Genomic DNA, 14,206 nt, shown 5'->3' on the forward strand with positions numbered 1-14,206 from the left:
GTGTCCCAACGAAGATTTCATCCAAACGAATCGGCGAAACGTTTGCGGTCGGAAGCATATTCGGACCGAGTTCAGCAGGTTTATAGCGGCGTTGCACGTGCGACAGACACTATTGCAGCGTGGCCGGGTTATGCCAGAACTCCCCTGCTCGAAATGAATGATGTTGCCAGCAGAACCGGAGTTGGCCGGGTTTTTTACAAGGACGAGGCGAGCCGTTTCGGGCTCGGTAGCTTCAAAGCACTCGGCGGTGCTTACGCCGTCAACGAGGTATTGAGGCAATACCTGGAACAAAAGACGGGATGCAGGGCCGATCCAAAGGCCATGCTCGAAGGGCAATACCGTAACTTGCTGTCTGACATTACTGTCGCCTGTGCGACGGCGGGCAACCACGGTCGCTCTGTCGCATGGGGGGCAGGCCTGTTCGGTTGTCACGCGGTAATTTTTATTCACGACGGCGTCGGCGGTGATCGCGAGGAAGCGATCAGGCGCTTTGGAGCGGACGTCCGGCGCGTGGCGGGGGATTACGATAATTCAGTGCGGGTCGCAGCAGAGACGGCCGCAGCGAATGGATGGCAGGTGGTGTCCGATACGTCGTATGACGGGTACACGGAAGTACCGTTGACAGTCATGCAGGGCTATTCACTGATGTTCCAGGAAATCGCCAGTCAAATGGATGAGCCGCCGACACATGTGTTGTTGCAGGGCGGCGTCGGTGGCTTGGCGGCAAGTGCCGCCGCCTACTATGCGGCGCGCTTCGGTGCGAAACGACCTGACATCGTGGTCGTCGAGCCGGAAAATGCTGCCTGCCTGCTGAAGAGCGCGGTTGCCGGACGAATGACCACGGCGCACGGCAACCTCGAAACTAGAATGCTAGGCATGGCCTGTGGTCAGCCATCACTTGTTGCATGGGAAATTCTTGAGGAGACTGCCGACTTTTTCGTCACAATCAGCGAGGAGGAGGCGATGGCGGCAATGCGCAGCCTCAATCAAATGCACGTTGCAGATCGCAGGATCGTTGCGGGCGAATGCGCTGGGGCCGGCTTGGCATTGCTCGAACGGGCCTCCGTCGATCGGCAATTGTATGAAAGTCTTCGTTTCGACGTGAGTTCGCGCGTTTTATTGATCGGTACTGAAGGTGCTACCGACCCGCGAACCTACACGGAAATTACCGGGTTGCGTTTATCGGCGTAGTGGAGCTGAGACCATGAGTCTCTTAAGAAAGCGATCTCCAAGTACAAACTAAAGGCGTCGAAGTAGCAACTGATGCGCTGGGCGGTGCCAGCATCCATGTGGCAACGCACGTCGCTTGTTAGTCTTGATGAGTGGTGTTTGTGCGGCTAATAACCGGGCTGCAGGTAGCGAACCGCACCTGGCAAGTCGCAGTCTGCTACAACTCGATGTTCGCCGGAATACGAGCGAGTTCTGTACCTGCTTCTCCCATTCATGCTGCCGTTTCAATCTTCTTAATATCTTCCGGCGGTCTTCACCATGTCAGTGAAGATCCGTCACAAACGCGAGCGCCACTTTCCGACAAGATAGGTCATTAACCTCAAGCCAAAATCCAAATGCAAAACACTGCGTTAGAAATATTTGCAGGCTCAATAGACGGCCGTTTGTACCCCATACGGTACTAAATGCACCTTGGTGGTTTAGCGGCTGATCGAGTGTGGTAACTTCCGTCTTCCACAGTTCTTATATGACACGAAAAATTTTTGGATCGCGTTAATTTTGTGATATAAGACAAAACTGCATAAAAAAAAGAGCAAAGTGGAAATACCGCACTATCGGGGAAGTAAGTTGTTGAAACTTGGGGGGAAACTTTAGATGGGAAGGAACGAAAAATGGACGTCGTACAGACGAGCGTGGCAATCGAATGCCGCCACTGTACGCAAAGGCACGGGATTATCCGGCGCTAAATTCTTGCCGGTAGCCGCGTTGCTTGCCATCGGTACGGCCGGTGCTCAGGAAAGCGCACCGGGGAACAACGCGGACGATGAACCTCTGGAAGAGGTCACCGTTACCGGCACGCGCGTCGTACGTGACGGCTTCGAGTCGCCGACTCCGGTCACCGTCCTGGGTCAGGAAGCGCTCGGCGAAATGGGCGTGACCGTGATTGCTGACGCAGTAAACAGACTGCCGATGTTTTCGGGCAGCGTGACCACACGCAATGCGTCCACCACCATTAGTGGCGGTTCGGCCGGCGTTAACACGCTGAGCCTCAGGGGACTCGGTCCGAATCGAACGCTGACATTATTAAACGGCAAACGCATCGTGACGTCACAGTATCGCAACCGCGATAACAACGGCGGCGCCGTCGACACCAACGAATTTCCAAGCGGACTCATTGAACGCGTTGAAGTGGTTACCGGTGGTGCATCCGCCGCGTACGGTTCCGACGCACTCGCTGGCGTAGTCAACTTTATTCTTGATACGGATTACACCGGCTTCAAAGGTACGGTGCAGGGTGGTGCTACGACTCACGGAGACGGTGAGAACGTAATGGGCACCTTCACCGCCGGCTTGCCGTTCGCCGATGGCCGCGGACACTTCCTTTTCAATGCTGAACATGCCTACCAAGCCGCTATCCCTTACAACGATCGCGATTGGGCACAGACTTCGTATGCCTTCATAAGCAACCCGAATTACACGCCTGACAACGGCCAGCCGCGGCATCTTACCGTCACCGATGCCGGTCTGTCTGTCGCGACCCGGGGTGGTTTGATTGTTAACTGCGCAACCGCTCCCGGTGTTGCCTGCCCTTTGCGTGGTACGCAGTTCCTGGAGGGCGGCGCACCTGCTTCATTCCAGTTTGGTTCTCTTATAAGTGGTCCCGTAATGACCGGTGGCGATTGGCAACAGTCCAGAGTGAACACGGACATGAGCCTGGCGTTGCAACTGGTACGCGATACCGCTTTCTCGCACGTCAGATACGACATTGGCAATTCCACTACGGCCTACGCAACAGTGCACTGGGCGCATACGGAAGGCGAGAACAAGCAGTCCGCACCCAACTTCAACCTGGGTAACGTGACTATCCTCTCGGGTAATCCGTTCATTCCTGCATCAGTGCAGGCGGAAATGACTGCCGGTGGAATTCCATCCTTCACATTGGGTACAACCAACTATGATTTGCCCAACTTCGGTGCCCGAAATGATCGCACGTTGAAGCGTTACGTTGCCGGCATTGAGGGTGAGCTGAACGTTGCGAATAACAATTGGCAATGGGATGCGTACTACTCAAAGAGCACCCACGACATCATTTCGCGATCAACAAACAACGAAATCGTTCCACGTTACCGTTTAGCGGTCGATGCCGTACTTGATGGCGGCCAGATTGTTTGCCGTATCAATGCCGATGCCGACCCATCGAATGATGACCCGGGTTGCTACCCTTACAATCCGATGGGCATGGGCGTGAACTCTCAGTTGGCTGCAGGTTACGTCGTTGGCACAGGCTGGGCGGATACCCTCCTGGAGCAGGACGTCTTCGCGGTAAGTGCAGCGGGCGAACCGTTTTCAAGCTGGGCAGGCCCCGTGTCTGTTGCCTTTGGTCTTGAGCATCGGACTGAAAAGCTGAGCGGAACCGCGAGTGATCTTGACGAAGCGGACAGCTTTCTCGTAGCAAACTATCACGGCACTTCAGGTAAGTACGACGTAACCGAGGGTTTTGTCGAAACCGTTGTGCCTTTGGCGAACGACAAGCCGTTTGCAGAACTGCTGGATTTGAATGCGTCGGTACGTTGGACGGACTACAGTACCTCCGGCAAGGTAACTACCTGGAAGGTCGGCACGAGCTGGGCGCCAGTAGAAGATCTCCGTTTCCGTGTAACCCGTTCGCGCGACATCCGCGCACCGTACTTGGGTGAGTTATTCGACGCAGGCCTGTTCGGCGCGGCGACCCCGCTGGATGATCCGTTCAGTGGCACAACGCACGGCGTATCTTCACGGACAACCGGCAACCCGAACCTCAAGCCAGAAGAAGCCGATACGACCGGTATTGGCGCTGTGTTCACGCCATCCTTCCTGCCCGGGTTTGCTGCGTCGGTTGACTACTACAGCATCGATATTGAAGGTGCGATCGCAACGCTGGGCAGAGACGGCTATGTCGCCCGCTGTTTTGCAGGCGATCAGGCGCTGTGTGACTTCATCGACTTTGCCCCGGACGGTTCCGTCGAGTTCGTTCATGTTCAGCCTGCAAACGTTAACTCGCAGTCGACGAGTGGTGTCGACGTGGAGTTGAGCTACACGTTCCCGATGTCCGGCATCTTCTCCAATCTGGATGGCGACCTGTCGTTAAGAGCTTTGGCCACGTTTGTAGACTCACTTGAAACTCAGGACAGCTTCGGTGTTGTTACAGATGGCGCCGGTGTGAATGCTGACAACATGGGAACCGGAGCTGGTTTCACGTTGTTCGGTCCGGACTTCCGCTACCTGATGTCCGCGACTTACGACAGTCATCCGCTACGCACCACACTGACCATGCGGGGCATTGGTTCCGGCGTTTACAATAACAACCTTATTGAATGCGCCACGAACTGCCCGACATCGACGGCGGCAAATCCGACCATCAACAACAATCACGTCGATTCAGTGACGTACTTCGATCTCGCGTTCAACTACTCAATGTACGATGATGCTGCCGAAGTATTCTTTGTTGCCGAGAACCTTCTCGATGAAGACCCACCGCTTATCGCGGGCGGCATCTTCGGACCGGGTAGTGCGCAATTCTACAACGGGCTTGGTCGGATGCTGCGTGCCGGTGTGCGCGTAAGCTTCTAGGCTGCAGCCATCGAATGACGGCTTTGGTGCAAGACAAAAGCGTCAGGTGATCCATTCGGCCGGCCTGGTCGGCCGAATGGATCGTCACGATGGACATGGCAGGGTCGACCAAGATTCGGCGCCTGATTCCATCGACATTGCGGCAAAGCCTCGACAGGCAAAAGGACAATCATTACCCGCTTGAGAACGGAGGACCGCAACGCTGAAAAGCACGCGTATTTCGAAAGCGGCAGAAGCAGGGGGAGCTTGCTGCGATCCTTGCTTCTTTCTTCACTATGTTGCTGTATTTATGGAGTATTCGAAGCTCTGTTGGTACATTTCGAGACCCCCTGACGAGGTCAGATCAGGATGCTCGTGAGTCATAGGAAGAGCCAATGAACGTATTCAGTCAAATGACATGTAACAGAACTTGCCAACTCGGCCACGCATTCTGTAACGTTTGATTCAGATCGGCCTCGCTAGCAGGAGAACAGACAGGTGCATTCGCTCAAAAGAACCTCGGTCCGCGGGACCATGCTCGGACTGCTGGCCGCAGTCACCGTCGTCGGTTGTTCAGGCCCTGCGGAACCCGAAGCGCCCGGCACCGAACCCCGTATGCGGTTGATTACGACGGCCCAATACATCAATTCTCTCAAGTACGTATTCGGCCCCAGCGTTCACACGCAAGGCGAGTTTTCCCCCGCAGCACGAACGGACGGTCTGCTGGCCAACGGCGCGGCGATCGCCGGCGTCAATACCTCGCAGCTTGAACAGTTCCAGCGTGCCGCCTCCAGCGCCGCTGCCCAAGTGGTTAATGAAGAGCACCGTGACTATTTAATTCCTTGCAAACCCGCGGCCGAAGACACGGCGGACAATGCCTGTGCGACGAAATTCCTGTCACAGACAGGCCGCCTGCTTTTCCGGCGCGCTTTGACTGATGAGGAAGTTGCCGCTTACGTCGCAAGCGCTGAGGCTGGCGCGACAAGTCTGAATGATTTCTACGCTGGTCTAGCGACAGCATTGGAAGGGATGTTAATCAGCCCTGACCTGCTGTTTGTCGTCGAGAATGCCGAGCCGGATCCGGAAAACCCGGGTCAGCTCCGCCTTGACGCGTACTCACTCGCATCGCGGCTCAGCTACTTCCTTTGGAATGCCAGCCCGGACGACAAATTACTGACGGCCGCCGAAAGCGGCGAGTTACAGACAAAAGAAGGCCGTGCTCGTGCCGTCGACCGAATGCTGGCCAGCCCGCGGCTTGAAAGTGGCGTGCGAGCATTCTTTGATGACATGTTTGCCTTCGACGACTTCAATACTCTGTCGAAAGACCCCCTTATCTATCCAGCATTCACAAGTGTGACGGCCGAGGCAGCACGCGAACAGACACTGCGCACGGTGGTGAAACACCTGATCGTCGACAAGAACGACTATCGTGACCTGTACACCACGCGATCAACGTTCATCTCGCCGGAACTCGCGGTGCTGTATGAGATGCCTGCGCCGTCTGGCTGGACGCCGTACACGTTTCCGGATGACAGCCTGCGAGCCGGGTTGTTGACGCAGATCAGCTTCCTTACGTTGCATTCGCACCCGGGCCGCAGTTCTCCGACGCTACGCGGTGCCGCTCTGCGTGAGGTGCTGTTATGTCAGCACGTGCCACCTCCGCCGCCCAATGTTGATTTCTCGGCGTTGTCGAACCCCGATTCGCACTACCCCACGCAACGCCAACGCGTAGAGGCGCATCTCGAGACACCCTCATGCGCGGGCTGTCACCGAATTACGGACCCCATGGGCCTCGCGCTGGAAAACTTCAATGGCGAAGGTCGTCACCAGCGAACTGAAAATGGTGTGGTGATAGACGCCAGTGGCAATCTCGATGGCGTGGAGTTTGAGAACGTGGTCGGATTGGGTCAGGCATTGCGAGAGAACCCAGCCTTGCCGAGTTGCCTGGTGCAGCGCGTTTACAGCTATGGGTCCGGTGGACCGGTCGGGGCGGAAGAAAACGCACTTCTCGCACACTTCAATGAGTATTTTGCAGCTGAGGGCTACCAGTTCACGGACTTGCTGCGAAAGATCGCGTTAAGTGAATCCTTCTCGAGAGTGGTGGCCGGCTGGAAGCCGGAGCCATTTGACGAAGAGCAGCATGGCGACGAGCAACCGAACGATACCGAACAAGAAATTCTTACCATGACGCGGAATACCGCGCATCAGCCACAATAAGCCAGACTAACTGAGCAATAGGTTCAAGAAGCAGCAGGCTACGCTGCAGGAGAGATTAGATGAAGAAGTTGAGCAGGCGCCGTGTGTTACGTGGAATGGTGAACGGCAGTGCGGTATCAATTGCACTCCCTCTCCTGAATTGCTTTTTGAACGAAAACGGCACCGCTCTCGCATCGGGAGCGCCGATGCCGGTTCGGTTTGGAACCTGGGGTTACGGGCTTGGGATGACCGCGAACGTATTCGTCCCGAAAAAGTTTGGCCCTGATTACGATCTGCCCGAAGAAATTGCATCGTGGGCGTCAGTTAAAGAACACATCAATCTCTTCACGAATGCGTCAGCGTTTCCGGACGATGCCCCGAACCCATGTCACTACACGGGCTGGGTCATCGGCAGAACGGGCGTGGCGCCTATGGACGGGCAAAGTATTCCCGGCGAAACCATCGACGTGACCATCGCCAATCAGATCGGTCGTACCACGCGCTTTCGTTCGCTGACGGCGACGGCGAACGCCGACGTTCGTACTACCTACAGTTACGAGAACTCCACTACGCCCAATTCTCCGGAATGGTCACCGCTGCAGTTCTACAACCGCTTGTTCGGTCCGGAATTTCCGGATCCCAATGCAACAACGTTCAATCCCGATCCGCAAGTCAGGGTTCGAAAAAGTGTTCTGTCCGGGGTAATGGATCAGACACGCTCGCTGATGCGAAACGTGGGCGCGGACGACCGGCGCCGCCTCGACCAGTACTTTTCTGGTTTGCGTCAGCTGGAGAATCAGTTCGCTCAGCGCCTTGAAAAGCCCGAGCCGATTGCGGGCTGCCGTCCGGGCGAAGCACCAATTTCTGACCCACCGATGGACAAAACCGCGGAATCCGTCGCCTTGCGTCATCGCATGATGACTGACCTGATGGTCATGGCACTGGCCTGCGACCAGACCCGTGTCTTCAATATGGCCTATTCGTCGGCGGCGTCAGCAATCATTAAGCCCGGTTACGAAAAGCCACACCACACGACCACGCATGAAGAACCTGTGGATGCGGAGCTGGGCTACCAGCCGAATGCTTCCTGGTTCACGCGCCGGGCGATGGAAAGTTGGGCCGAGTTTGTGTCGGCGTTCACGACGGTCAAAGAGGGCGACGGCACGCTGCTTGATAACGTTCTTATCTACGCAACGACCGATCACGGCTACGCGCGAATGCACAGTCTGGACGGCATGCCGATCTTTACGGCGGGTCGTGCGGGCGGCAAAGTCAAAAGCGGTATCCACGTGGACCTGGAAGGTGGTGCAGGGACGCGGGTTGGTTACACAGCGCTGCGTCTGATGGGCGTGGATACACCGTCGTGGGGCACAAAAAGTAACCGGACCTCAGCCGAAGTTGGCGAAATACTGGTCTGAGTACGGGACCAGGTCGTTGAGTTTGCGACGACGTCCCCTACGCCGGACGTTCGGAGAAAGAAATACGTTATGAGTGATGACAGAAGATGAGTAAATACGTGGCCACAGCCAGTCGCAGTTTCGTGTCCCTTTCAATGAAAAGTGCATTGCTCACCGTAATTCTCGCGGCAAATACCAACGTAGTGAACGCTGCTGATTCGGCGGCCAGCCGCTCGCAGACGTCGGAGTACTGGCAGTCACCCAGCGTTGCGGTGAAAGAAGAATATGTCGAGACCAAGATGCCGGCCGGTTTTCAGGTGGTAGTGACTGAACTCGAAGGCCCGGTCTTTGCCGATCCTAACGGTTTGACACTGTACAAATGGCCGCTGGAAAATCTCCGCAATGGAGCAACCGGTGATCGCAAAGACGGCAAGTCAGAGTGCGGCGACGAGGTACTGACGGTCACGTCCGGTCTGATGAGCCCTTACCCCGCCGGCCTCGTCTTACCCAACATCGACGAACGTTTGAGCTGTTCTCAGGTGTGGCCGCCCGTGCTTGCTGCCGAGGGTGCTGAGCCCATAGGCGACTGGACCCTGGTCGAACGCAGCGATGGTTCTTCGCAGTGGTCTTATGACGGTTACCCGATGTACGTCTCCATTCTGGACCAGCAAAAGGGTGACGTTCACGGTGGCACGAAGATCGAGAGAGGTGGCGATGCACCTGCTGTGCGCGTACCGGTAGGTCCGCGATCTGCTGTTCCGCCAGTCTTTAAAGTGATACCGATGGCGACCGGAAGAATGGTCATCACGGAAGACCGCTACTCTGTGTACAGCTGGGACGGCGATGAGCCCAACAAGTCAAATTGCTATGACAGTTGTTTGGACAACTGGACGCCTGTGATGGCGCCGGAGACGGCAGTAGGGCAAGGCAAGTGGACTGTCATTGAGCGCTCGCCCGGAGTGAGTCAATGGGCTTTCTGGGGCAAGCCGCTTTATACCTACAATAATGATCCTCGTACCATCAGCCTGATCGGCAGCGATGTGCCCGGATGGAATAACGTCTACACCCAGAGGGCTTTGCTCCCTCCGGAAGACTTTACCGTTCAGTCTTCTCGCCTCGGCCACGTATTGGCGGATGCTGATGGCAAAACACTCTATCTCTACAACTGTTCGGACGATGCCTTCGACCAGCTCGCTTGCGATCATCCTGACACCGCTCAGGAATACCGTTTAGCGATATGCGGCAATGGCGACCCGGAGATCTGTCGCAATACTTTCCCTTATGTTCCCGCACCGATAGACGCCAAGAGCGAAAGCCGACTGTGGAGCGTAATGATAATCAACCCGAATACCGGGCATCGCGCAGCTGAGGGCGATGCCGACGCTATGCACGTTTGGGCATACCGCGACCGGCCGGTGTTCACATTTACCGGTGACGAAGTGCCCGGTGATGCCAACGGCGATGCGTACGGAGAATTTAACGGCTACCGAAACGGTTACAAGGCCTTTTGGTTGCGCGACGATTACATGTCCAACGCTTATTCTCGATAATACCGGCGGTAAAATCATCGGCCCGCCGAGGAGTGACCAATGAACCATAGTGGGAAAAATACAAAGCCACGCCTGTCAACATCAGGACGATTGCTGCTCGGCACTGTAGCGGCGACATTGTTGGGCGGCGCTGGCGCGGTCCAGGCTGAAGCGCCACCCGACGGACGGATTGGTTACGTTTTGACGTACCGGTACTTCGCCGTTTACGAGACCGAAGAAGCCACCGAGTGCCCCAATGGTTTGAACGACGGACCACGCGAGTTGTATGCCAAGCTGTTTCCCGATGACGGCAAAGTACGAACCGTAATGGAGACGCAACTGAAGCGTGAGGGCCAGAACTGGCATCCGAGTACGTCCCCAGGCGAGCTCCCGTTTTACGAGGCGCAGGGAGAAATCTCCTACGGATTTAATCTTGATGGGGAAGTCGGCCCCAATGATTTCACGAGTCCAGACGGCGAAGAAGGTATCGACAACGAGTTGTACCGGGTGCTGGGTTGTACGATGAACTATCGGGCAGCGGGTTCGCTCCGTCACTTTATTAATGTATTCATGTGGCGGTACAACAATAACCGCTGGATGATCGAGCTCTCGGATGTTGATGACCTGACCAACGACGACGACGTAACCGTGACCACGTATCGCAGCGCCGATGGCTTGCTTGCCGATGCCACCGGCGAGGGTTTTGTCGCTGGAGGAACTCAGAACGTCGATTTGCGTTGGGGCAGAGAGTTCATTCAGGAGGTCAAAGGCAAGATCGTGGACGGCGTACTTACCACGGACTCAATTGATACGATCAAGATACCCTGGGGCTCCACGTTCAATACCAACGGCTATCAGACCTTTCGTGCGCTTCGTTTCAATCTGAATCTGACCGAAGAATCGGCAGAAGGGATGCTCGCGGGTTACGTAGACGTTGAAAAATTCCACCATCATCTGAACACGACCTGGTCGACCCACCATCAGAGCTATGGGCAGGAATCTTCATCGGCACAGTACCCGTCACTGCGTCGTCTGGCAGACGCTTATCCTGATCCTGAAACCGGGATCAACACAGCGATCTCTATGGCGTTGGAAGTGCGAATGACCCAAACGTTCGTCATGCGCCCGAACGAAGACGTAAACCAGATGGCTTACACGTCCAACTAAGCGACATCCGGTCTTCAGTTAGGCCGATTTGATCGGCACCTGTTGCCTGGACAGTCACCGATCTCAATTGTGCGAGCGGAAGCTGTATCTGTCGTATCTTGAGTGAAAGCAAGTCGCCATCAGGCAGTCAGTCAAATCCCGGCAGGTCCATTCATTCGATAGTGAATCGACCTGCCGGTTTCGACAGCGAAACCCGCGATCCTCGCTGAGCAAACAGCAGTCGCTTTAGTGATCGGTGCTGCGGCTAATCCCAGCGACCACCTGAACATTGTTCCGGATAATCCACCCTCAGTGCCGCTTGTCGTAGGCATTGGAGCTTGGCGCAGTACACGCTGCGCAAATGGCCGCGCAGAAGAGTTATCTCAATAACGACTGGAGCTCGAAAGGGCGCATTCTAGTGAAGCAAGCGCAATGCCTGCTTGATGTCTTTCACTACCCACTGTCGGTCGAGTACCTGAAAGACGCCGTGACGTTCGAAATCCTTCATCAGTTCATCCTGAACACCCGACAAGATAACCTGAATACCTTGCTTGCGAAAACTGCTGACAATGTCCTTTAACGTCTGATAGCCAGTGGCATCGATCAAGGGTATGTAGCGCATTCGCAATATAATCGCCCGAGTCGATGACGGAATTTGGGTGAGCGTGTGCTGAAACTGCCGGGCTGCACCGAAAAACAACGGCCCGTTGATTTCATACAGCGCCACGCCGTCCGGCATTACCAGGTCTTCTTCATCAAACAGACGCTCCATCCGTTCTTGATCAATATTGATGTTATTGACCTGCACGGATTGGCTCATCTTGTTCATGAACATAAAACTCGACAACACGATACCGACTTGAATCGCGATCACCAGATCGAAAATCACGGTCAGGAAGAATGTCGTGAGCAAAATTATGACGTCAATTCTGTCGCCTTTCAGAATCGACTTAAATTGCCGCCATTCACTCATGTGATAAGCCACAACCACCAGAATTCCCGCCAGACAGGAAAGCGGAATCAGTTTTGCCAACGGCGCAAATAACAGCATCACCAACAACAAAACTACAGCATGGACAATGCCGGCAATCGGTGTGCGGCCGCCGTTATTGACGTTGGTGGCGGTACGGGCAATGGCGCCGGTGGCGGGAATGCCACCGAACAGGGCGGACGCGGAATTGGCCGCACCTTGCGCGACCAGTTCCATATTGGATCGGTGTTTACCACCAATCATGGAATCCGCTACAACCGCTGACAATAAGGACTCAATCGAGCCCAGCAATGCGATTGCAAACGCCGGCTGAATCAGTGATTTAACGATCTCGAAATCCATCGATGGCAAGTGCGGCATGCTGAGCGCGTTCGGAATTTCTCCGAACTGACTATAAATAGTTTCGACCGGAATACTGAAGAAGTGCACAAACAGCGTAGACAGCACAATGGCCACAATTGATCCGGGGATCAGCTTGATAACTTTCTGTAAATAGAAGGTTATCAACACAGTGGTCACCGCAATGGCTACTGCATAGGTATTAATCTGATCAAAATAACTTACGTACACCGACCATTTACCGAAGAAATCAGCGGGCACATTGGAAATCGGCAAACCCAGAAAATCCTTAATCTGCGATGAAAAAATTATCAGAGCAATTCCGCTGGTGAAACCTACAATCAGCGAATAGGGAATAAATTTGAGAAAGTTGCCGAATCGGGCCAGACCAAAAGCGATCATAATAAAGCCGGCCATGAAGGTGGCAATGATCAAACCGTCCACGCCGTGAGTCTGGACAACGCCGTAAACAATGACGATAAAGGCGCCGGTGGGCCCGCCAATTTGTACCCGACTGCCGCCAAACATTGAGATAACGATGCCGGCTACTATTGCCGTTAATAACCCTTTCTCTGGCGAAACTCCCGAAGCGATGGCAAAGGCAATTGCCAGGGGTAAAGCAACAATGCCGACGATTACGCCAGACATAACATCCTTGAGTATCGTTTCGCGAGAAATGCCGGCTCTGATCAGGGAAAATAACTTGGGTGTGAATTCACCCTGCATGATGGTTGTCCATGAGTTCTCGAGCCATCCAGGAAAACGAAGTTGGCAATTGCGCTTTAAGATCAGGAAATGAGGTTATTGCCAGTATCTTAGTCCCCAGACGAGAATCGTTAAAGCTAACCGAACCCATCAGTCGAGGGTATACGCGCGGCGGTGAGGTCGTGCGCTCGCCAAAAGCACACTCAAACTGGGTGACCACACCCCCCTGCATTCAGTCATGCACCGGCCGTTCCGCATAGGCCATCGGATGTATGTGCGCTTGCTGGCAAACGATCAGGTTGGCTTCGTTATTGGCGATCCGAAAGTACGATGTGCTGCATTCATGCCTGTGAAATCAATAATAGGCGCAACCACGAAGTGTCCAATCGCGACACTAACGACCAGATGCATCTGATAATTGACTACGTACTGCTGGATGTCTTTGAGAGCGGACTCGATCGTCGGTGACACGCGTCGAGCAACGAGCCAAGTGAGCGGCCAGTTGGCGTCTCGTGAGTCAGTGACCCTGCGGTTTCGCCACGATGTGGCGCGCGGCCAGCATTGATCGGTGATTCGTTTTGCGCCCGGACGCATGTTCAATCGCGTACCGGGCGCAGCGCACAGCTTTCAACTAACCCGTCAGAAGCTCGCAGGCCGCGGCCCGGTCTGAACGGCTATTACCGGCCTGGCTTACAGCCCGGATCCGTCCTCGGAATAGATAACCCAGATCTTGGTGTAACCGTCGGTTTCCCAGATGCCGGTCCATTCCTTCGGAAGCGTCACGGCTTCGCCTGCGTTGATGACCTGCACGGACCCGTCTGACGAGGTGAGAGTTACGCTGCCTTCCAGGAAGTACATGAACTCATCGACGCCGTACGGTTCGGTCGCTTCGAAGCGACTCTTGCCGGCTTTGTACATGCCGGAGGCGAATTTTTTGTCGCTTGACAGCAGTGATGTCACATCCAGAGTGACGCGACCATCGTCGTACTTCTTCTCAATCATGTCCGGCCGCTTGAAAATGTCGCCGGCGATGTCAGCCTTGCTCATCTTGGCGGGTAACACGGTCTCTTTATTCGCGGCGACTAATGTTCCTGCGACCAATACGACGCCAGCAATCAACGTAAGTATCTTCTTCATTTTTAATT

Annotated in this window: 8 protein-coding genes; 6 read left to right on the forward strand and 2 right to left on the reverse strand. The window is 55.0% G+C overall.

Features of this window, described 5'->3' with window-relative positions:
• The 6 genes from AC0L8N_RS10535 to AC0L8N_RS10560 all read left to right on the forward strand — a co-directional run bounded on the left by AC0L8N_RS10535 (position 1) and on the right by AC0L8N_RS10560 (position 11,047).
• Positions 1-1,191: a diaminopropionate ammonia-lyase gene (locus tag AC0L8N_RS10535; protein WP_473667604.1), complete on the forward strand. Its 1,191-nt coding sequence runs from the start codon at positions 1-3 to the stop codon at positions 1,189-1,191.
• Positions 1,192-1,824: 633 nt separating this feature from the next.
• The gene (locus AC0L8N_RS10540) at positions 1,825-4,779 is read left to right on the forward strand and encodes a TonB-dependent receptor plug domain-containing protein (RefSeq protein ID WP_473667605.1); all 2,955 of its coding nucleotides are present in this window, start codon (positions 1,825-1,827) and stop codon (positions 4,777-4,779) included.
• A 477-nt stretch (positions 4,780-5,256) separates the two neighbouring features.
• Positions 5,257-6,975, forward strand: coding sequence for a DUF1592 domain-containing protein (locus tag AC0L8N_RS10545; protein ID WP_473667606.1), 1,719 nt, complete (start codon positions 5,257-5,259; stop codon positions 6,973-6,975).
• Positions 6,976-7,034: 59 nt separating this feature from the next.
• A complete protein-coding gene (locus AC0L8N_RS10550; protein WP_473667607.1) occupies positions 7,035-8,372 on the forward strand; it encodes a DUF1552 domain-containing protein in 1,338 nt (445 codons plus the stop codon).
• Between the two features lie 86 nt (positions 8,373-8,458).
• Positions 8,459-9,901, forward strand: coding sequence for a COG4315 family predicted lipoprotein (locus AC0L8N_RS10555; protein ID WP_473667608.1), 1,443 nt, complete (start codon positions 8,459-8,461; stop codon positions 9,899-9,901).
• Between the two features lie 39 nt (positions 9,902-9,940).
• Positions 9,941-11,047 carry a hypothetical protein gene (locus tag AC0L8N_RS10560; protein WP_473667609.1) on the forward strand — a complete coding sequence of 369 codons (1,107 nt, stop codon included), beginning with the start codon at positions 9,941-9,943 and terminating at the stop codon, positions 11,045-11,047.
• A gap of 394 nt (positions 11,048-11,441) precedes the next feature.
• On the opposite strand, the gene AC0L8N_RS10565 is transcribed toward AC0L8N_RS10560, so the two are convergent.
• A complete protein-coding gene (locus AC0L8N_RS10565; protein WP_473667610.1) occupies positions 11,442-13,082 on the reverse strand; it encodes a SulP family inorganic anion transporter in 1,641 nt (546 codons plus the stop codon).
• A 669-nt stretch (positions 13,083-13,751) separates the two neighbouring features.
• Positions 13,752-14,198 carry a cupin domain-containing protein gene (locus AC0L8N_RS10570; RefSeq protein ID WP_473667611.1) on the reverse strand — a complete coding sequence of 149 codons (447 nt, stop codon included), beginning with the start codon at positions 14,196-14,198 and terminating at the stop codon, positions 13,752-13,754.
• Between the last annotated feature and the right edge of the window lie 8 nt (positions 14,199-14,206).

It is taken from the genome of Woeseia sp. D3-10 (assembly GCF_055809415.1).

Coding starts and splice junctions, on each gene's coding strand:
- AC0L8N_RS10540 (WP_473667605.1), top strand. CDS start 1,825: ATGGGAAGGAACGAAAAATGGACGTCGTACAGACGAGCGTGGCAATCG.
- AC0L8N_RS10550 (WP_473667607.1), top strand. CDS start 7,035: ATGAAGAAGTTGAGCAGGCGCCGTGTGTTACGTGGAATGGTGAACGGC.
- AC0L8N_RS10555 (WP_473667608.1), top strand. CDS start 8,459: ATGAGTAAATACGTGGCCACAGCCAGTCGCAGTTTCGTGTCCCTTTCA.
- AC0L8N_RS10560 (WP_473667609.1), top strand. CDS start 9,941: ATGAACCATAGTGGGAAAAATACAAAGCCACGCCTGTCAACATCAGGA.
- AC0L8N_RS10565 (WP_473667610.1), bottom strand. CDS start 13,082: ATGCAGGGTGAATTCACACCCAAGTTATTTTCCCTGATCAGAGCCGGC.
- AC0L8N_RS10570 (WP_473667611.1), bottom strand. CDS start 14,198: ATGAAGAAGATACTTACGTTGATTGCTGGCGTCGTATTGGTCGCAGGA.